General features: G+C 58.6%; 14 protein-coding genes. 2 read left to right on the top strand and 12 right to left on the bottom strand.

The genetic code is table 11. The features are described 5' to 3' along the window. Positions 1-86: 86 nt before the first annotated feature. The 12 genes from QRN31_RS06745 to yaaA form a co-directional block, all read right to left on the bottom strand. Positions 87-743, bottom strand: coding sequence for an alginate O-acetyltransferase AlgF (locus QRN31_RS06745; protein WP_285430949.1), 657 nt, complete (start codon positions 741-743; stop codon positions 87-89). Between the two features lie 15 nt (positions 744-758). After that, positions 759-1,934, bottom strand: coding sequence for an alginate O-acetyltransferase (locus QRN31_RS06750; protein WP_285430950.1), 1,176 nt, complete (start codon positions 1,932-1,934; stop codon positions 759-761). An 11-nt stretch (positions 1,935-1,945) separates the two neighbouring features. Beyond that, the gene (locus QRN31_RS06755) at positions 1,946-3,511 is read right to left on the bottom strand and encodes an MBOAT family O-acyltransferase (RefSeq protein ID WP_285430951.1); all 1,566 of its coding nucleotides are present in this window, start codon (positions 3,509-3,511) and stop codon (positions 1,946-1,948) included. A gap of 211 nt (positions 3,512-3,722) precedes the next feature. Continuing rightward, on the bottom strand, positions 3,723-4,856 hold the full coding sequence (locus QRN31_RS06760; protein ID WP_414923853.1) for a mannuronate-specific alginate lyase: 1,134 nt from the start codon (positions 4,854-4,856) through the stop codon (positions 3,723-3,725). An 11-nt stretch (positions 4,857-4,867) separates the two neighbouring features. Next, positions 4,868-6,316: an alginate O-acetyltransferase gene (locus tag QRN31_RS06765; RefSeq protein ID WP_285430952.1), complete on the bottom strand. Its 1,449-nt coding sequence runs from the start codon at positions 6,314-6,316 to the stop codon at positions 4,868-4,870. 10 nt (positions 6,317-6,326) lie between these two features. Beyond that, positions 6,327-7,901: a mannuronan 5-epimerase AlgG gene (gene algG / locus QRN31_RS06770; RefSeq protein WP_285430953.1), complete on the bottom strand. Its 1,575-nt coding sequence runs from the start codon at positions 7,899-7,901 to the stop codon at positions 6,327-6,329. Between the two features lie 26 nt (positions 7,902-7,927). Further along, positions 7,928-9,412, bottom strand: a complete 1,485-nt coding sequence (locus tag QRN31_RS06775) for an alginate export family protein (RefSeq protein ID WP_285430954.1) — start codon at positions 9,410-9,412, stop codon at positions 7,928-7,930. Further along, positions 9,409-10,815, bottom strand: a complete 1,407-nt coding sequence (gene algK, locus QRN31_RS06780; protein WP_285430955.1) for an alginate biosynthesis TPR repeat lipoprotein AlgK — start codon at positions 10,813-10,815, stop codon at positions 9,409-9,411. The genes QRN31_RS06775 and algK overlap by 4 nt, the downstream gene beginning before the upstream one ends. Before the next feature lie 9 nt (positions 10,816-10,824). Beyond that, entirely contained in the window at positions 10,825-11,994 is a 1,170-nt protein-coding gene (locus QRN31_RS06785; RefSeq protein WP_285430956.1) for an alginate biosynthesis protein Alg44, read from the bottom strand. Between the two features lie 35 nt (positions 11,995-12,029). Then, positions 12,030-13,511 (bottom strand): mannuronan synthase, encoded by a 1,482-nt coding sequence (gene alg8, locus QRN31_RS06790; protein WP_414923780.1) that lies wholly within the window; start codon positions 13,509-13,511, stop codon positions 12,030-12,032. Between the two features lie 122 nt (positions 13,512-13,633). After that, positions 13,634-14,950 carry a nucleotide sugar dehydrogenase gene (locus tag QRN31_RS06795; protein WP_285430957.1) on the bottom strand — a complete coding sequence of 439 codons (1,317 nt, stop codon included), beginning with the start codon at positions 14,948-14,950 and terminating at the stop codon, positions 13,634-13,636. Positions 14,951-15,758: 808 nt separating this feature from the next. Then, the gene (gene yaaA, locus QRN31_RS06800) at positions 15,759-16,538 is read right to left on the bottom strand and encodes a peroxide stress protein YaaA (protein ID WP_285430958.1); all 780 of its coding nucleotides are present in this window, start codon (positions 16,536-16,538) and stop codon (positions 15,759-15,761) included. Between the two features lie 253 nt (positions 16,539-16,791). Here yaaA and QRN31_RS06805 point away from each other — a divergent pair, with 253 nt between their 5' ends. Continuing rightward, entirely contained in the window at positions 16,792-17,916 is a 1,125-nt protein-coding gene (locus QRN31_RS06805; protein WP_285430959.1) for a polysaccharide deacetylase family protein, read from the top strand. A gap of 346 nt (positions 17,917-18,262) precedes the next feature. After that, positions 18,263-19,657 carry a PhoH family protein gene (locus tag QRN31_RS06810; RefSeq protein ID WP_285430960.1) on the top strand — a complete coding sequence of 465 codons (1,395 nt, stop codon included), beginning with the start codon at positions 18,263-18,265 and terminating at the stop codon, positions 19,655-19,657. Positions 19,658-19,785: the final 128 nt, after the last annotated feature.

Below are 19,785 nucleotides of genomic sequence, written 5' to 3' on the forward strand. Positions count from 1 at the left end.
CCAGTCGACATCGATGTTGGATGTCAGACCGCAATCGCGAGCAGGCTCGCTCCCACATTGGGAGCTGCGTCAGTCGGGCAAAATGCTTAGCGCGTCGAGACCGGGCGTTTAACCCAGACTGGCGACAGGCTGCTGCCGCTGCCGGTGACGTACAGCACGGCGGCCTCACCGCGTTCCAGCGCAACCGGCTTCACGTCGCCGACTTTGGTCGCGCCGTCATACAGCGCCAGGCTGACTTTCACCGGGTTGATTTCACGCTCGCCACGACTCTTGGCCGCAACGGAGGGAACCACTTCGGTCTTGCCGTCGGCGGTTTTCAGGGTCAGTGCCTTGTCGCTCAGGTTCTGCACACGAACCAGGGATTTCTGCTTGTTCTTGAACGGCGGTTCTTCGATCAGTTGTGGCGCGCCGCTGGCGTTGTTGACCAGGGTGTAATAGTGATCGCCGGCCAGTTTCACTGGCAGGGTCTGGCTGCCGACCTTGGCGCTGTAGTCGCCGCCCGGCATGAAGCTGAAGTCGCTGCTGGACAACGGCGCGACGTCGCTCAGGTTGGTAGTGCCGACGGTGGCGCTGACTTCAGCGTTACCGGCGTTGTAGATACGCACAAAGCTCGAACCTTTCGGTGCGGTCGGGCCGTAGAGTGCGGAGTCGCCACCGGCGAAAGCCTGCATGGACAGCACGCTCATGCCAGCAACCAGAGCAAGAGTCTTGGCGAGACGGCGAGGAGTAGTAGTGAAAGTCATGGTAGTACCTCTCTTTCAGTTTTGCGCCCGGTCGGGCGTCTCGGATTTAGTGTTTGCAGCTACGTTTTGTTGGCGAACGCCAGCTTCTTTGAGCTCTGCGACCCACTGCGGGTCGGCGTCACCAATTTCGTTGTTCACAGGCAGATAACGTTCAGGAAATTCCCAGATCAGCACCTGAGGCGGGCTGTTCTTGAAAGCGTCGCTTTTCAGATAGCTGAGCATCGGCAGAATCGGACCGTGGCCGTCTTCGGCGTAATTGACCACGTCGCTGTGCAGCGCTTGTTTCAGCGCACCGACGAAGTTCCAGTTAGGGTTGGCGCTGTAGCTGGTGCCGATCAGGGCCACCGGCACGTCGGTGTTGGCAAACAGCGCGTCGTCGCCGGCAGGCTGAGCATCAACCGCAACGGTGTTGCGCTTTTGCAGTGGTTCTTGCGCCGGCATCATGTTTTCGAACAACGGGTCCAGTGGCAGGAACAAGCGCAGGTCGCCCTTGTGTGTCACGTTCTCCGCAGGTGTCGTCACGAAGTTTTGCGGCTCGCCGCTAAGCGGGGCTTCGTCAGTAATCGTTTTGGCCAGGGTCTCGGCGGCGATTTGCGCGCCTTGTGGAGTCCAGTGGGTGTCGGTGCGCAGGAACACTTGCTGACCGTCCAGCTTGGCCTTGAGCATCGGGCCATAGAGGTCGGGCGCAAGGATCTTGTCGGCTGCCACGCGAGCGTGGAAGTCTTCATAGAGGTTGGCGTGAATGCTTGAAGGCTTCACCTCGCCCAGGTGTTCCGGGTACAGGCGAGTCTTGGCCGGCACAATCGCCATCACCAGTTTCACGCCCTTGGCTTTCAGTTCCTGGCGCACGCCTTCTACGAGTGCGTAGTTGCCTTGCAGGTTCAACTCTTCGTTGACGATCGGGTTGAATTCTTCATCGCTGTACAACCACTGATCGCGACCGAGCACAACGCCTGGACGACCTTCGTTGAACAGTTTGAAATCCAGCGCGGCCCAGAGGTTGGTGCCAAGACGCTTGATCGGGAACTCGGCGTCGTAGTGAGTCTCGACGGCTTTGGTCCAGCGACCATTGAGCACTGTGGTTTCGGCCGACGTATTGAAGCCGAAGAAACTGCGCGTGGACCACACGCCCAGCACCAGCAGAATCAGCAGGAACAGGGCGATGTAGAGGATGCGTAATGAGCGGGTCATGGTCAGATCCCTCAGAACTGGAAGTAAAGGAACGGCGAGAAGCTTTGCGCCGAGAGTTTGAAAATCGAAGCGATGAACAGCACCAGTACCAGCGTGCGCATCACGTAGCGTGACCAGTCCGCGGTCCAGTAGGCCGGTTGCACAGTCGCTTCAACACCGACGGTGTAGCCAGGTTCGTGGATGCTCGCCGGGTTCTCGCCCGGTGCCGCTTTGATCATTCCAGGTGTTGCCGTGGCCGGGCCGTCAGCCTCGACGTTCACAACAGGTTTGGTCTTCTCAGGCGGCCGGTTGGTGTAGAAATCGCGGATGCCGAAGAACGCCAGGGTCACGTACGCCACCACCAGGGTTGCGATTTGCAGACCAGTGAGGCTGGCCTGGTTGAGTTCCGACAGCGACCATTCGCCGAAGCTGAACATTGCGCCGTACATGCGACCGGCAACGTGCAGGTTTTCCGAGCGGAAGATCACCCAGCCCATCACCACGAGCAGGAACGTCAGCGCCCAGCGGATCGGGTTGATGCTGCGCGGCGAAGTGTTCAGGCCCAGGGCCTTCTCGATCGCCAGCCACATGCCGTGCCACGCACCCCAGACGATGTAGGTGATGTTCGCGCCGTGCCACAGACCACCGAGCAGCATGGTCAGGAACAGGTTGCGATAGGTCATCAGCGTGCCTTTGCGGTTGCCGCCCAGCGTGATGTACAGGTAGTCACGCAGCCAGGTGGACAGACTGATGTGCCAGCGGCGCCAGAACTCGGTGATCGACTGGCTGATGTACGGCTGCTTGAAGTTTTCCATGAAGCGGAAACCCATCATCAAGCCCAGGCCGATGGCCATGTCGCTGTAACCGGAGAAGTCGAAATACAGCTGCGCGGTGTAGGCCAGCGCGCCGAGCCAGGCATCGCCCGTGGTCGGGTGTTGCAAGGCGAAGCAATGGTCAGCCACCACCGCGAGGGTGTCGGCGATGAAGACCTTCTTGATGAAACCCTGCATGAACCGCGTGCAGCCCTCGGAGAACTTGTCGAGGGTGTGGGTGCGGTTGTTGAACTGGTCGGCGAGGTCGCGGAAACGCAGGACCGGGCCGGCGATCAGGTGCGGGAAGATCGCCACGAAAGCGGCAAAGTCGATCAGGTTGCGAGTGGCCGGGGTGTCGCCACGGTACACGTCGATGATGTAGCTGATGGACTCGAAGATGTAGAACGAGATCCCGATCGGCAACAGCACGTGGGTCAGGATGAACGGCGACAGACCGACCGAAGTCATCATCGCGTTGATGCTGTCGACGCCGAAGTTGGCGTACTTGAAGTAGCCCAGGATGCACAAGTCGACTGCCACGCCGAGCAGCAGCCAGCGTTGGGCCGGTTTGGTCCGAACGCCCGCGGCACCGACTTTGAGGCCGATCCAGTAGTTCCATAGCGTGACGGCCGCGAACAGCGCAAGGAAGTCCACGCGCCACCAGGCATAGAACACATAGCTGGCGATCAGCAGCAGCAGGTTGCGATAGCGTATTCCGCTCAAATAGTACAAGCCGAGAAAGATCGGCAAGAACAAAAACAGGAATACGTTGGATGAAAATACCATCCCGATCTCTCCGTGTTTAACCAACAGTCAAGGGCCGCAGCCCCCCCAAACCCCCCACCGAAATCCGGAGGGCGTAACACACAAAACTCAAACTCGACACTGAACCTGTGGGAGCGGGCTTGCCCGCGATAGCGGTGGATCAGTCGACATCAATGTTGAATGTCAGACCGCCATCGCGGGCAAGCCCGCTCCCACAGGTTTTGTATTTTTCCTAGGAGCCCTTGTTGCCTTTTTCGTTGGCCGGGTCGAAGACCTTGGTCAGGTCACCGCCGAGGCGGAAGGTCTTGAACGGCTGCATCTTGTGCTTCTGTTCCAGCACATCGGCCGGGCAGGTGTAGAGCGTGCAGAACGGTTCGAGCCAGGCAAATTTCGAGTCGATCTTGAGATCGGTCATGTCCTGTTCCTTGCCGTTCTTCTTCTCGAAGATCGCCGGGTCTTTAACCCCGGCCAGCACCTGATCACCCAAGCGTTTCAAGGCACCGTTGTTTTCCTGACGCAAGTCCACACCGTTGACCTGGGCGAAACTGGCGATCATCGCCAGCGGCGGCAAGGCATAGTTGTGATAGGCGAGGGCGCGCTGTTGGCGCTTGAGTTCGTTGGGCAGGAAACCCTGGGCGTCGACCTGATTGGCGCCGACCTTGTATTCCTTCACCGACCAGTCGAACAGGTCGCGGCGGTTGGTGGCGACCGAAGTTGCCATCACCGACCAGGCAGCCCAGTACGAGTGATTGTTGGTTTGTTCCAGCGGCAAGTTGTCCCAATCGCTGACCACCTGATCAGCCATTTTGCTGAACCAGGCCTCGATCAACTGCGACTCTTGCTGATGGGTTGCCAACGGATGCGAGTCGGAGAACTTCAGGCGAATGTACGCAGACGCCATGCTGCCCAATGCCCACTTGCGCATGGATTTGCCGGTGTGGTTGAAGTCCTTGGACATCAACGCGTCGGCCTTGGCCCAGGACGTCAACCAGTTCAGGGTGCATTCGAGCTGTTCCGGGCGACCGTCACGCATGAACTGCATCACGCGCTTGCTGGTGCCGCGCTCCAGTTTGGTGATGTCGGCGGTGCTGTCGCGGAAGGCTTTTTCCGAGACCTCGTTCAGGGTCGAACGGGCCTTGTCGGAGCCTTCGTACTTGCTGCGAAATTGCAGCGAGCCGGTGTACGGCGTCGGCATGGCATCACAGCCTTCGCTCTTGTCGCCGGTTTTGACTTTTTCAATCGGCGCGAAGTAACCCTGTGGCGGACGCAACGGCGCGGCGGCCTGAGTCGCGCCGGCAAACATCGCCAGACTCAACAGGGAGGGTGCGATCAGTTTTTTCAACATTCGGGTTTGCATGCATGTCATAAGAGATTGCCTCATTGCCCAACCTGAGCGGTACGTTGCCCAGTGCCAGGGAACACGTTGCGTTTGCAGATTTTCGTTTCGACTTTCTGTGGCGCGGTACCTGCTTCAGGGCCCTGGACTTCGATGGCCAGCAGATTCTGCGAGGCCCAGTCATCGTCCGTGCGCAACTCAAAGGCGAAACGCCCGTCGGTGTCGGAGGTTTCCGGTTTTTCGATCTTGATGTCCTCGTGGCGACCGTTCATGTACCAGAGGGTGGCTTGCAGCTTTTTCACCGATGGATCGGCGAAACGGATATCGACCTGGTGACCGCTGTTTTGCAGGTTCAGGTTCGTGCTGTTGACCAACAATTCGTTCTTGCCCGGTTTCAATGTGGTGCTGGCGGTCATCTGTGCATCCTTTCCTTCGCAACCGTTGTCCAGCAGCGCCATCATCTGGCGGTAGATGGTTTCCTGGTCGAGGCGATAGAGCGGCGAGAATTCCCAGATCAGAATCTTGGGTGGCTTGGTCTGGAACTCTTCGCTGCCCAGGTACTGCAGCATCGAACCTTCCAGGCCACCGCCGGGGAACGCCACGTTGAGGATGTCGGCGCCGATGGCCTCTTCGAGGAAACCGGCGAAGTTGTAATTCTTGCCACTGTGGCTGGTGCCGACCAGGGTGATCTCCGGATTGCCGGAGTCTCCGAACAGGTCGCCATCCGCTGCTTCACCCTTTGGCTCGGTGGTGAATTGATCCATGTACTGGATCGCGTAGCTGGTGCCACAGAGTTGACCGGCCATGTTGTGTAACGTTCCGGTCTTGCCCATGCGACCCGACCTGTGGCTCTCGAATTCGCGTTTTGGAATGCCCGCAAATTCAGGCATTTGCTTGATTTTCTCACCGACGATTTTTGCCGTGCGCTGGGCGCCATACGGCGTCCAGTGCTGGTCGCCGCGGAAGTAGAAGTCGTGGGCTGGCAGGGTGTCAGGTAGCGATTCGTTGGTCAGCGGCGACAGGTCCGGCACCACGTAGCCCATGGCGGCGAAACGCCCCAGCATGGCCTTGTAGTTTTTCAGGGCCTTGTCGAAATCGTATTTGGCTTTTTCTTCCGGGTTCAGTTTGTTGCGGTTCACCAAGCCACGAGTAGGTTGATAAACAACAACGAGCTCCACGCCTTTGCTCTTGAACGCATCGTGCAGTTCTTTCATGCGTTTGTAGCCGGCGGGGGAGGTGTCGAATTCGGTGCGCAAGTCTTCTTGCGTACGGAACAACCAATCGCCCTGGGCCTGTACCAGCGTGGTGAAGTTCTGCTGGTAACGCGTGGTGTAGTTTTTCGCGTCATGCGCTTCAGGGCACAGGTTGCAGCACGGTTCGGCGCTGAATGTCGGTGCCTGGACATCGTCGGCGCGAACACCGCCGCTGGCCGCGAGAATGCCGGCGGTCAGGGCCGACAGGCTGAGTAATTTGATCAAGTGTGAGTGCATAAAATTATCCTCAGTCCCGCATTTCAGTCTGGCGTTCGACAGGGTCGATCAGCACGGCTTTCTGCTGGCGCACCAGCAGGTCGAGAATTTCGTCCTGACGCTCGCCGAGAATCCCGCTGAAGCTGATGCCGCTGGATTTGGTCGGTGCGAGCATGGACACGCGATACAACTCGACGCTCAGCGGTGAGTCGATGGACAGCGGGCCGCTGCCGTTACCGGCCAGTTCGCCGCCGACCACGATCAGCGACACCTGGGCGTCGAACGGATCGAGCTTGATGTTACGGTCGGTGTCGCTCAGGTCTTTGATGTGGCCGTAGACGCCGGTCAAGCCGTTGGCCATCGACAGGTTTTCGTAGAGGCGGATGTTCACGCTGTTACGAACCCGTATGCCGTGGCGACGGTTGCTGATCACCTTGTTGCCGTACAGCAGATTGTCGGCACTCTCGTAAAGGGTGATGCCGTCTGTGTGGTTCTTGTAGATCTCGTTGTAGGCGATCAGGTTGTTGACGCTGTTACGGTCGATCACCAGACCCGAAAGCTTGTTGTCGTAGCTGCGGTTGTTGAAGATGAAGCTGTCGTTGACCTCACGGGAAATGATGATCCCGTGCTTCTTCTTCGTGCCGTACACCGTGTTGTCGGCAATGATCAGACCGTGGGAACGGTCATGCGGGTCAATGCCGTAGACGATGTTGTCTTTGTAGGTGTTGCCCTTGACCACGAAGTCTCGGGTTTCATAGCAGTAGAAGCCGTACCACATGTCCGAGAACTCGGAACCGACGATCCAGCCAGTCGGCTCGGGACGCTTGAGCACCTTGGCCATGTTCGGCGTGTACTGGGAAATACTCACGCCGTAGGACTTACTGTTGGCGTAACCGAAACTGGCGATCTTGCTGTTGGCGATGTAGGTCTCGGTGCCGCCCCAGGACAGCAGGAACGGACGGAATTCCTTGGGCGAATTGAACGTCGCCGGCCCATTGTCCTTCTCGCGCCAGCCAGTGATTTTGGTGTCGCGCACAAACAGCTGGCCGTCGTTGACCAGGAACGAACCGGACTCTTGGGACAGGCGCAATTCCTGGGTCTGTTTGTCGATTTCGAGGATGCCATGACGGCCAACCACGATCGGCAACTTCGCCAGGAACACGCCCGGCGACGTTTCGCTGAAGTACTGTTTAGGCAGCTTCTTCGTCAGGTCCTTGAGGTTCATGTAGCCGTCGTCGATAAAGATCGCCTGCGGGATGCCGTGCTGACGCACCACCCACTCAGCCATCTTGTTGTCGCCGCCGATGAAGTCCTTGAGGGTGTCTTCCTGCATCATCCGGCGCACGCTGATCTTGCCGGCCTTGGTGCGCACGATCTTTTTGGCAATCGCTTCGGCGGTGTAGCCGGAAGTGTCCGGCAGTGTCGGTTTGGCCAGCTCCAGCGGCGCGATTGGCGCGCTGCTGACGGTATAGTTCTTGGCCTGTTGCAGACCTTTGGCCGTTGTAGCCGGTTTCACCACCGGTTCGACGGTGGCGAAGGCTGCGGCGCTGGCCAGCAGCATTGCGCCGGCCAGTAGCGTTAGCGAACCTCGCTTTGCACTGTTCATGTCGGGCACTCCCTTCGCGGTTCGCATCAGAAGCGCCAGATCACGTCGATGAATGCGCGGTGCATGTAGGAATCGACTTCTTTGCCATAGGCATCGCCCGGCTTGAACACGCCGCCACGGAAGCGCACGAGGGCCGACGGCTCATCGATCGACTGGCTCAACGCGGCAGGCAGCAGGCCTTGCTTGAAGTACTTGGTGACGACAAGGTCCATCTCCTGACCGAGGTCTTTTTCACCATCGTTCAGTGGCAGGGACGTGGTGGAAAGAATCGCGCCGGTAGGGTCGGTGTTGTCCTCGACCGCATTGATGCCGTTGCTGCCAACCGGCTTGTTGCCGTCGACGCGCCAGAATTTGTGGTAGATCAGGCTGGCGTCGTATTCGTCGTTGAGCATCCACGAACCAAACAGGGTCGCGGTCTGCATGTTCTGCATTTCGCCACGGTAGGCTTCGCCGAAACGGTGAACCCGCGAACGGGTACCGGTGTAGTTCGAGCGGTTGCTTTCCAGGCCGTTCTGTTCGTACTCGGCGCTGGCGCGGGCATAGGCAGCACCGACTTGCCATTGCGGATCGAGGCGCAGACGCACGCCGACATCCGTGGCCCAGCCATTGAGGTCTTGACCGCGTTTGGCTTCGGTCGGAGGCGTGCCGTTGGCGTTCAGCGGGTTGACCGTGTCGGTGTCGCCGCTCATGCCGGTGATGCTGCCCCAGTAATTGACAGTGTTGGTGTTGCGCCAGTTGTAGGCGTCACTGTCAGCGGTCAGGCCCAGCCAGGTGATATCACCGTTCTGTTTCTTGTCCAGCGAATCGGTGGGAACACCTGGTTGTGGGTAGTCGAGCTTGCCGTCATCGTGGGTGTGATGACCGCGAATGCCGACCCAGTTGCCCGGTGTCCACTGATAGTCCGCATCGGCGTAGACGTGCAGGCGATCCTTGTCTTTAGGGGCCAGTTCCGTGAGGTCGGTGCGGTACTCACTGAAGCGCTCGGCGACGCCGACGTTGGCGCGCAACAGGGTGGTGTCGAAGGTCCAGTTCAGGGCTTCGATGTTGGTGTCGCGCCATTGGCCGTCGGCGTTGTGCAGGCGTTGACGACCGAGCTTGAGCATCTCGCCGGGATACGGCGTGAGGCCGCTGTAGCCGACCCAGAATTCACGCATCGCCAGGTAGTTTTTCTTGGTCTTGCGATCATTGCTGGTGGTCGGCGTGGTGCCGTCGCTGGCGGTCCCCTGCAAGGTGTCCGTCTCGATGATGTCGGTGGCGGTCACTGCCTGGCCCATGGCGTAGGCGCTCCACGCGCCGCTCTCGCCATAGACCCATGGACGCAGGTCGAGGCCGACGCCGTTGACGTCGCCGCCGCTCTTGGTGCCGAGGTCGCTGTCGGCTTCGGACTGGCCGGTAACTTTCACTTCGAGGCCGAAGTTTTTGGTTTCAGTGATCGCGGCCAGCGTCGGGCAAGACCAGATCAGCGCGAACGTGAGGCCGATGCCGGCCTTCATGAATGGATTCAACTTCATAGGGATTCCTCGCCGTCTTCTTCTTGCAGGGCATGCATATCCAGCGTGTTCTGGCTCAAGGAACCACGAACGGCCTGTTCTTGTTTCAACAGGCGTTGGGCCTCGGCGAGCTGGGCAGGCGGAAGTTGGGCTTCAAGTGTTGTTGCAAGCTCGGTGGCTTGCGGGGTGTCCTGAGCCTTGGCCAATTGGCTGAAGACATAGGCGTTAAGCGGGTTGGGCTTGGTGCCCCGGCCTTGGGAGAACAATTGGGCAATGGCGAAATCGGCGCTGTTCTGGCCACTACGTGCGGCTTTGAGCAGGTGATCCAGCGCTTTTTGCGAATAGACCTTGCCCAGGTAGCCACGACGGTAGATCTGGCCGAGGTAGTAATCGGCGGCCACTTCTTTGCCGACGGCTTTCTGGAAATGTTCTTCGGCGACTTTGGCGTCGGCCGGGACCCATTTGCCTTCGTAATACAACTTGCCGAGCAACAATTCGGCTCGCGGCTGGTCGGCGGCGCGGCCGTTGTTCAGATACTTCATCATCGTGTCGACGTCGCCCAGTTCCGGGAAGTCGTAAAGCAATTGCGCGAGGCTGACCCAGGAGGCGGGGTAGCCCGGAGCGATGCCTTCGAGCAGCGACTGAGCGGTTTTCTCGTCGGTCTTGCCCAGGGTTGCATCGCCGAGTACGCGAGCGACGCTGTCGACGCGCTGAGCGGAAACGGTGCCACGGGCATGAGCTGCTTGCATCTGCTTGATCAGCTCAGCTTGCTTCTCAGGCTTGGCCTGTTTCTGGTAAACGGTGGCCAATTCGACGTAGCAGATGTCAGTGGTGTTCAACGCGGCTTTGCAGATGCTTTCGACTTCGGCCAGGTGCTGGTCGTAAGTGCCTTGGGTGCGATAGAGCAGCACTTGGGCCAGACCCGCTTCCGGCTTGCCTTCGGCGCGCCATTGGCTGATCTGCTTTTGCGCGTTGATGTTCGGGAAACTGTGCGGGTATTGCAGGTACAGCATCGCCAGCGGGATCAGCGTATTGCCTTCGCCATTGGCCGCGGCTTTTTTCAACAGGCCTTCGGCTTCGTGCTGTTCGGCTTCGGTAGAACCGGGTTTGGCCACCAGCAGACGACCGAGGCGAGCCTGGGCGCGCGGCGAGACATCGGCCGCGGCGCGATAAGTCGCCTCGGCCTGCTTGATCTGCGCCGGGTCATGGCTGTCGACCTGGATATCGGCGAGGCCAACCTGTGCTTCGCTATAGCCCAGGTCTGCCAGTTGCTTGTAGTTCTGCTGCGCCAGCGCGGTGTCGCCGCGCTTGAGGGCTTCATTGGCCAGACGCTGGTCGGGCAGGCCGGCGCAACCGGCCAAGGCAATTGCCATGGCCAGTGTCAGCGGGACCGGCAGGATTCTGAGTGGGCTAGTCACGGGCATGTCCTCTACTTAAAGACCGGAAGCCATGGCTTTGTCGATCAACCAGTTCAGGTTCGGGCCACGATCGCTGTTCACTTCAACAGGGCGACCGGCGAACTTGCTGTCCAGCGGCTCGTCAGGCTGAATCAGGACGCGAATGTCGGACGACAGGTCGGCGCTTTTCAGGCTGGTGCTGCTGACGATCTTGCCGGTGCGGGATTTGTTCTCGCCGGCAATCAGGAAGCGCACCGAGCTGCCTGGCAGCACGTCGGCGAACTGGCGATAGGAGAAGCGGGCTTCTACGTTGGCTTCGCTGTTGCGCGGCACCAGTTGGAAGATCACGTCGCCTTTGCTGGCGTACTGACCGTTGGCGACCATTTGTTGCGCCACGGTGCAATCGCACGGCGAGGTCAGGGTGCCGGTCATTTGCTTGCCGAACAGCTCTTCAACCTTGGCCGGTTGCAGCTGGTCTTCGTCCAGATGGCCCTTGAGTACGTCGAGCATGCTGGTGCTGAAGGTCGCCAGTGGCGCGCCTTTGGCGGCGACGCCGTCCGCTTTGATCAGGCTTTGCACGGTGCCGTCACGCGGCATGGTGATGTTCATGCCCTGCACGCTGACAAGGCCTGCCTGTGCGTGGCTGACGAAGTACATGCCGTACACCGACTTGAAGATGAAACCGAACGCCGCCAGACCGACGAGGAAAATCGCCAGGCTGAAGGTCACTGCACGCAGACGACCGAACGCGGTCATGCCATGGCCGCCGTCCTTCATCTTGCGCGCCTTGGTGAAGTTGTCGCGCTGCAGGGTCGCCAGCACTTCACCCATGCTGACGATGTCGCCGGCCAGGTGAGAGGTGATCAGGTGGCGCAGGGTCGAGATGTCTTGCGGTTCGAGGTTCTGGAACTGGCAACCGACACGGCCGGTCGGGCGGTCGATGGAGCGCACTTGCAGCTCCACGTCCATGGCCAGGCCGAGGTTGTCGATGACGAATTGCAGGCGAGCCTTGTACACGTCGCCGATTTTCAGTGGCATCTGACCGGCGTTGAAGGACAGGCCACCCGCGGAGAGGTCGAGCACTCGAGCTTCCATCGGGGTCCGGTCAGGACCGAAGAAGCGCAGCTTGGCCGGAATTTTCACTCGGGCGTGTTGGCGCTGGGCTTCTGACTCATGCACTACGTTGGCGTTGACGGCGGTATTCATATGGGCGATTTCCTAGTTAATTCAGGCGAGTTCGGTCAGACCATCATCAGCAGCACGGCAACAAAAATGCTGCCGGCGGAGAAGGTCATGGTCCGAGACGACCAAGTGTTGAACCAACCTTGAAAGCTGGCGAGATCACGGGTCAGGGAAGTGGGCTGGCGACTCCAGGACTGTCGGTCGAGGCGGAAGAACACGTAGATCTTCACCATCGCGCCGACGATCTGGTTGTAATAGAGAATCGCCGGGTAGGCCGGGCCGATCCGGTGACCGGACAACGACAGCAGCAGGGTCAGGATCAGGCGGGTAATGCCGATCCACAGCAGGTAAACCAGGATGAACGCGGTGCCGTACTTGAAGCTGGCAATGATCGCCACCGTCAGGCCCAGCAATGAAGTCCACATCGACACGCGCTGATCGAACAGCACTACCGAGGTGAACAAACCGAGGCGTTTAACCCCCAGGCCCAGGGCACGGGCGTTCTGGCGCAAGTTGTTGCCGTACCAGCGGAACATCAGTTTGCGGCTGGCCTTGATGAAGCTTTTTTCCGGCGGGTGTTCCACGGTGTGGATCGCGGCGTCGGGCACGTAGAACGTGTCGTAACCCAGACGCATCAGGCTGAACCAGCTCGACTTGTCGTCACCGGTCAGGAACTTGAAGCGACCCAGGCGCCAATGTTGCAGCGAGTCGCTTTCCACGTCGGCGATGAAGTCCGGGTTGGTAACGACCGTCGCGCGAAACACCGACATCCGGCCGGTCATGGTCAGTACGCGCTTGGACAAGGCCATCGAGCACATGTTGATGTGGCGCTGGGCAAATCGCAGTTTGTGCCATTCGGCCATGACGTAACCGCCACGCACTTCGCAGAACTCGTTGGTGGTCAGGCCGCCGACGTTGCCGAACAGCTGGAACCACGGCACGGTCTTGAGTACGACGCCAGGGGCGAGCACGGTGTCGCCATCGATCACGGCCACAACAGCACGGTCGTCCGGCAAGTGGCGGGAGATGGCGCGGAAACCGTAGGCCAGGCCATCGCGTTTGCCGGTGCCGGGAATGCGCACGAAATCGAGCTTGACCCGATCCGGTGGATTCATCCGGGCCCAAAGGCTTTTCACCAACAGCTCATCGGACATTTCGACGATGGAGCAAACCATGGTGGCGGGCAGACCGCAGTCAATCGCTTCGCGGATCACCGAGCTGTACACCTGCGCCGTGGTCAGCGCGTCGATGCGAAAACTGGTCACCATCAAATAGACATGAGACGGGTTTGCCGCTGCGCCCAGCTTGCGCACTTTGCGCCGCAGGTGCGGATAAACCACGTACAGAAACAGCATCCCGCGCAGAAAGTGCGTGGCACCCATCGAGTAACGCCAGATCCCGATGAAGCCGATCAGGAAGATAAAGTCCTTCGACTCGGAGTCGAACGTGGACGTAGGCAACACCATGGCGATGCCCATCAGTAAACTTAGGTAAAACAGCCAACCGGCGGCCTGAAGTAGGCCGTGCTTTAGCCTGTGCATAATCTGCATCCGTCTCTATCTCGGGCGAGCCTGTGGGGTGGCCCGATGGGGTTAAGGCAGGCGAAAAAGCCGGGAGGGTTTGCAGTCTCATCGAGCACCGCAAACCCTCCCGATACCGCTTGTTACCAGCAGATGCCTTCAGTCCGGCCACTCACGCTGGTGGCTTTGGACATGAAGCCGACCAGGTCGACCACTTGTTTGCCGGCTGGAGCTTCCTGCGCCAGGGCGCGGAATTTCTCGTCACGGTTACCAAGGATGATCACGTCGGAGTTGGCGATCACGTCGTCGAAGTCCGAGTTGAGCAAGGACGAGACGTGAGGGATCTTCGACTCGATGTAGTCCTTGTTCGCGCCGTGGACACGGGCGTATTCGACGTTGCTGTCGTAGATGCTCAGGTCGTAACCCTTGCCGATCAGCATTTCCGCCAGATCAACCAGCGGGCTTTCGCGCAGGTCATCGGTGCCGGCCTTGAAGCTCAAGCCGAGCAGGGCGACTTTGCGTTTGTCGTGGCTGGAAACGATGTCGAAGGCGTTCTGCACCTGGGACTCGTTACTGCGCATCAGCGAGTTCAGCAGCGGCGATTCCACGTCCAGGGCACCGGCGCGGTAGGTCAGGGCGCGCACGTCTTTTGGCAGGCACGAGCCGCCGAACGCGAAGCCTGGGCGCATGTAGTACTGGGACAGGTTCAGTGTTTTGTCCTGGCAGACCACTTCCATCACTTCGCGACCGTCGACGCCACACGCCTTGGCGATGTTGCCGATCTCGTTGGCGAAGGTCACCTTGGTGGCGTGCCACACGTTGCAGGTGTATTTGATCATCTCGGCGACAGCGATGTCCTTGCGGATGATCGGTGCGTCGAGTTCTTCGTACAGCGATTGCAGAACGTCGCCCGACGCTTTGTCGAACTCGCCGATAACGGTCATTGGCGGCAGGTCGTAGTCGGCGATCGCGGTGCTTTCACGCAGGAACTCAGGGTTCACGGCAACACCGAAGTCGATACCGGCTTTTTTGCCGGAGCAGTCTTCGAGGATCGGGATGACAACGTTTGCGACAGTGCCCGGCAGGACGGTGCTGCGAACCACGATGGTGTGGCGGGTGGTCTTGTCACGCAGGACAAAACCGATCTCGCGGCACACGGCTTCGATGTAGTTCAGTTCCAGATCGCCGTTCTTCTTGCTCGGCGTGCCGACGCAGATCATCGACAGGTCGGTGTCACGAATCGCTTCGGCGAAGTTGGTCGTGCCGCGCAGTTTGCCTGTCGCGATACCCTTCTGCAGAAGTTCGCCCAGACCCGGTTCAACGATTGGCGATTTGCCAGCGTTGATCATATCGATTTTGTCTTTGGCAACATCGACGCCAATGACGTCATGGCCCCGTGCAGACAGGCAACCGGCACAGACTGCGCCGACGTAACCCAAACCAAATATGCTGATGCGCATCGCAATTACCTCAGTGTTTTATCAAGCCATTACATGGCCGGAGTTAATGGTGTTCAGCGGTCATAGTGCACGCGCAAGTGCGGCTTATAGGCGCCACAATGCCGCGTGCAGGCATACAAAGTTCCGAGCGTCTAAATAAGATCACTCAAAATGTGCGCAACTAGGCCTTATTATTCTGATGTGCCCTGTTATGCAGCCGGTCTTCCAGTCAGAAGACAACGTGCAAAGGTCTTGCGCGCTCAAAGCCAGGCCGTGAAGCCCGTAAATCAAGCGGTTTAGTGCTCAGGCGAGCACGTTTATAGGGGCGCAGCCTTGGCCTTGAAAGGGGATAGTCATAGGCGTATCTCCTGTCCTTAAATGTGTTGCCAAAATCAAAGATCAGTCTGCTGAAGTTAATGTGACAACTTTGCTAGGTGGATCTCTTCTCTGCGTAAGTTATCTCGTACACGCATTGAGATAATCGTTACCGGTGGTATGAACTACGCATTTGGACATAGTTCCTGTCCACCCATCGCGATTTCTGAAATTTCTTGAAATATTGAAGAAGATGGCACTGCTTTCACACTGATAGCAATGTCGGTTTGGCCCTTTATATATTGGCTAATTCTCGGCTTGGTAGTTTTGTGCCACTACTGAAAAAAATTTTCAGTGCCACTACTGAAAAAAATCATGGAAGTCGAGTGAAACAAAAGTTAGAAATCGGAGTGTGGTTTTTTTGGCGTCAAGAGGTCGACGAATAGGCGGGGGATTGTTAGACGATCAAGCGTCGGCGCACGACTGTTTTGCAAGTCGCACACCGATCAAATGCTTACTCTGAAGTGGGGTTGCGCAGGAATACCAGATTGTCCGGTTTAGACTGTTCGGCGCTGTACCGATAACCTTCAATATCAAACTCTTTCAGGTCTGCCGGATCGTTGATCCGCTCTTCAATGACGTAACGGCTCATCATGCCGCGCGCCTTCTTCGCATAGAAGCTGATGATCTTGTATTGGCCGTTCTTCCAGTCCTTGAACTCGGTGTTGACGATGCGCGCGTTCAGGGCGCTGCGCTTGACCGCCGAGAAGTACTCGTTGGAGGCCAGGTTCAGCAGCACGTCATCACCCTGATCGGCCAGGGCTTCGTTCAGCCATTCGCTGATCCGCGTGCCCCAGAAGGCATACAAGTCCTTGCCACGGGCATTCGCCAGTTTGGTGCCCATTTCCAGGCGATACGGTTGCATCAGGTCCAGTGGGCGCAGCAAGCCGTACAGGCCGGACAACATGCGCAAATGCTGTTGGGCGTAATCGAAATCGGCTTCGCTGAAGGTTTGTGCGTTCAACCCGGTGTAGACATCACCCTTGAAGGCCAGCAATGCCTGTTTGGCGTTGTCCGGGGTGAAGGCCGGAGTCCAGCTGCCGAAACGCGCCGCGTTGAGCCCGCCGATCTTGTCGGAGACGTGCATCAACTCGCTGATCTGTGCGGGCGTCAGGTCGCGCAGTTGCAGAATCAACTCCTGGGAGTGATCGAGGTATTGCGGCTGGGTGAAACGCTGGGTGGCCGGCGGTGTTTCGTAATCGAGGGTCTTGGCGGGGGAAATCACCATCAGCATGAAGTCGTCTCCTTTAATCGTGGCGCCGATTCTAGGGGGTTGGGCCGGTTGACTCCAGCTATCACGTTCATAGGTGATCGGTGGCCATCCACGAACCTTGTGGGAGCGGGCTTGCTCGCGATGACGGCGGCACCCTCAATATCGATGTCGCCTGATACGCCGCAATCGCGAGCAAGCTCGCTCCCACAGTGCTGCGGGAATGCGGGCCGGATCAGCTATAGTGCCGCGCGGGTTTTGTTATGGAGACATCCCATTGCGTATCGTTTTTCTATTCTCGGCCTGGCTCTTGAGTTTCGGCGCCATGGCGGCACCGGGCGACGTGGCGACACTTGATCGCAGCACCTGGCCTGAACAGCTCAATAACCCGACGCTGTTCGATGTCGCTTCGCGGGCTGAGATCCTCATGTTTGCGCGCGTACTGCTGGCCAGCGAATCGCTGGATGAGCCCGCTCTGGCCCAGCGCCTGGGGTTGCGCACGATCAACCTCGAATCGGTCAACAACCTGCGCCAGCGCCTGTGGCAGCGCCTGCTCGCCAACTACAACTTCGCCCAGCGCAGCTGCGATCAGGACGCCTCGTTCTGTTTCCTGGTCGAAGACCTGGACACCCTGCGCCAGCAAGCGGCCAAGTTTCAGCTCAGCGATGACAGCTATTACATCAAGTGGTCCGAACCGAGCCGTTTGTTCCATGCCCAGTACCTTGACGAACAGTTGCGCAAGGCCGCGCTGTTCCCACAAGTCAGCAGTGAAGTCGATCGTTTTGGCGACTATGAGCGCAACGGCGACGAGATGCATGACCGCCTGTTTTTGCTGACGTTCGACAGTGCCGCCAATGCCACGCCGGACAACACCGACTGGGTGGCGCAATACCTGCGCAAGGCCAACATGAGCGGCACGTTCTTCGTGCTGGGCAAGGATATTCAGGCGCGTCTGGCCGAGCGCTCGGTGGCCAGTCTGCAAGCGACGTACTCCACGCAGTGCATCGGTGTGCAAGGCTGGGAGTTTCGCTCCCACAGCCATTGGCAGGACTGGCAGGATTCCGTGCGTCGCAGCGTCGAACTGGTCAAAAGCAAACTTCCGGAAAACTATGTGCCGCTGTTTCGCCCACCCGACGGACAGCGACGCTCGGATGCCGAAAGCTTCTTCAAGGCTCAGGGCTTGCAGGTGGGCTTGTGGGACATCGATGCCCAGGACGGCGCTGGCAAGCTCAAGGGCAGCGCGAGCGCGCAACGCGTGTTGACGCTGATGCTGTTGTGGCGGCACGGGGTGATTAATTTCAATGTGAAGCAGGATGCGGTGAAAACGGCGATGCCCTGGCTCATCACGCAAACGGCGCAAAGCGGGATCGGTTGGGAGGACTGTCAGGACGCCTTTCGCTGAACGCGAGAAAGCCAGCAATCATTGGGGATGATGGCCAGGAGGGGTGATTTTTCAGAGGATTTCGGTGCAGGCGGACTTCCGACTTTAACGGGGTGATGGCCATCCGCCTAGTGTTATTGGTCACTCTGAAAAATAAACATCAAAAAAACGTCAAAGTACTTTTTTCTGTCATGGGTTTTGGAGTATTACGAAGACAGACCGCCGAAACCTGCAGACAGGTGGCGTCTTCCAAGACCCCCATTTGTGTGCAGTTCACTTGAGTCCTCGCAGGTGAATTCGGCAGTCACTTCGAGGCGCAGCACTGTCAAGGTATTGCGTCGAATGGCTCCCACAAAGGTGACCGAGTATGGATGATCACGGACGTAGTTCTTCCTCCAACCAGCCAATCCTTTATGTACTCGATACCAACGTATTGATTCACGATCCAAACGCCCTGCTTAACTTCGAAGAACACCACGTTGCCATTCCGATGACCGTGCTTGAGGAGCTGGACAAGCTCAAGAGCGGGCATCACAGCGTGGCCGCGGAATGCCGTCAGGCGATTCGCCTGATCGACAAGACCCTGGGCGATGCCAGCCCTGAAGATGTCGAGCTGGGTGTGCCGATTCAGCGTGGCAAAGGCGGGCCCAAGGGTTTGCTGTCAATTCTGATGAGCAAGCGTGCCGAGCCGAACATCATTCTTCCGGAACACCTGAACGACAACATCATCATCAACCAGTTGATTGACCTGCACGCGCGCGAGCCCAAGCTGCCCGTGGTGCTGGTCACCAAAGATATCAACATGCGCCTCAAGGCCCGCGCGTGCGGGATCGCGGCCGAGGACTACAGCACTGACCAACTGGTTGATGACGTATCGCTGCTGCCCAATGGTTATCACACCATGGACGGCTCGTTCTGGGATCGCGTGAAGAATGTCGAAACCCGTCAGGACCACGGTCGCACCTGGCATCAGGTGCAACTGATCGACAACCTGCCGGCTGTGCATGTCAATGAATTCATCATCGACGAACAGGGGTTTGTCGGCTGGATCAAGGAGATCGAGGAAGACCGCCTGCTGATTCTCGACCTGCATCAGGAACCCCTGTTGCACCAGGAAGCCTGGGGACTGAAACCGCGTGACATCTATCAAAGCCTGGCGCTGTATGCCTTGCTGGATCCGGATATCCACCTGGTCAACCTGACCGGCGCCGCCGGTTCCGGTAAAACCATCCTGGCCCTGGCGGCGGCGATCGAGCAGACCATGGTCAGCAAGCGCTACCGCCGGATCATCGCGACCCGTAGCGTGCAGGGCCTGGATCAGGAGATCGGTTTCCTGCCTGGCACCGAAGCGGAAAAAATGGAGCCTTGGCTGGGCGCTATCACCGATAACCTCGAAGCCTTGCACATGGACGATGAAAACACCCATGGCAGCGTCGATTACATCCTCAGCAAAGTGCCGTTGCAGTTCAAATCCCTCAACTACATTCGAGGTCGCAGCTTCCAGCAAAGCCTGATTTTGATCGATGAATGCCAGAACCTGACGCCGCACCAGATGAAAACCATCATCACCCGTGCCGGCGCCGGCTCTAAAGTGGTGTGCCTGGGCAACCTGGCGCAAATCGACACCCCTTACCTGTCCGCGACCAGTTCCGGGCTGACGTACCTGACCGAACGCTTCAAAGACTTCCCCAACGGTGTCCACATCACCCTGCAAGGGGTGCCTCGTTCGATTCTGGCCGAATACGCCGAATCGCATCTGTAACGTTCATCAACGAACCGGGCGACCTCACAGTCGCCCGGTTTTTTTATGCTCAGCACAATTCAAAATGTGGGAGTGAGCCTGCTCGCGATAGCGGACTGTCAGTCGACGTGGAGGTGACTGTCACTCCG

This window comes from Pseudomonas sp. fls2-241-R2A-110 (genome assembly GCF_030209165.1).
Lineage (GTDB): Bacteria > Pseudomonadota > Gammaproteobacteria > Pseudomonadales > Pseudomonadaceae > Aquipseudomonas.

Bases quoted from the DNA above. Each gene is read 5' to 3' on its own strand.
- QRN31_RS06745 (WP_285430949.1), bottom strand. From the start codon at position 743: ATGACTTTCACTACTACTCCTCGCCGTCTCGCCAAGACTCTTGCTCTG.
- QRN31_RS06750 (WP_285430950.1), bottom strand. From the start codon at position 1,934: ATGACCCGCTCATTACGCATCCTCTACATCGCCCTGTTCCTGCTGATT.
- QRN31_RS06755 (WP_285430951.1), bottom strand. From the start codon at position 3,511: ATGGTATTTTCATCCAACGTATTCCTGTTTTTGTTCTTGCCGATCTTT.
- QRN31_RS06760 (WP_414923853.1), bottom strand. From the start codon at position 4,856: ATGACATGCATGCAAACCCGAATGTTGAAAAAACTGATCGCACCCTCC.
- QRN31_RS06765 (WP_285430952.1), bottom strand. From the start codon at position 6,316: ATGCACTCACACTTGATCAAATTACTCAGCCTGTCGGCCCTGACCGCC.
- algG (WP_285430953.1), bottom strand. From the start codon at position 7,901: ATGAACAGTGCAAAGCGAGGTTCGCTAACGCTACTGGCCGGCGCAATG.
- QRN31_RS06775 (WP_285430954.1), bottom strand. From the start codon at position 9,412: ATGAAGTTGAATCCATTCATGAAGGCCGGCATCGGCCTCACGTTCGCG.
- algK (WP_285430955.1), bottom strand. From the start codon at position 10,815: ATGCCCGTGACTAGCCCACTCAGAATCCTGCCGGTCCCGCTGACACTG.
- QRN31_RS06785 (WP_285430956.1), bottom strand. From the start codon at position 11,994: ATGAATACCGCCGTCAACGCCAACGTAGTGCATGAGTCAGAAGCCCAG.
- alg8 (WP_414923780.1), bottom strand. From the start codon at position 13,511: ATGCACAGGCTAAAGCACGGCCTACTTCAGGCCGCCGGTTGGCTGTTT.
- QRN31_RS06795 (WP_285430957.1), bottom strand. From the start codon at position 14,950: ATGCGCATCAGCATATTTGGTTTGGGTTACGTCGGCGCAGTCTGTGCC.
- yaaA (WP_285430958.1), bottom strand. From the start codon at position 16,538: ATGCTGATGGTGATTTCCCCCGCCAAGACCCTCGATTACGAAACACCG.
- QRN31_RS06810 (WP_285430960.1), top strand. From the start codon at position 18,263: ATGGATGATCACGGACGTAGTTCTTCCTCCAACCAGCCAATCCTTTAT.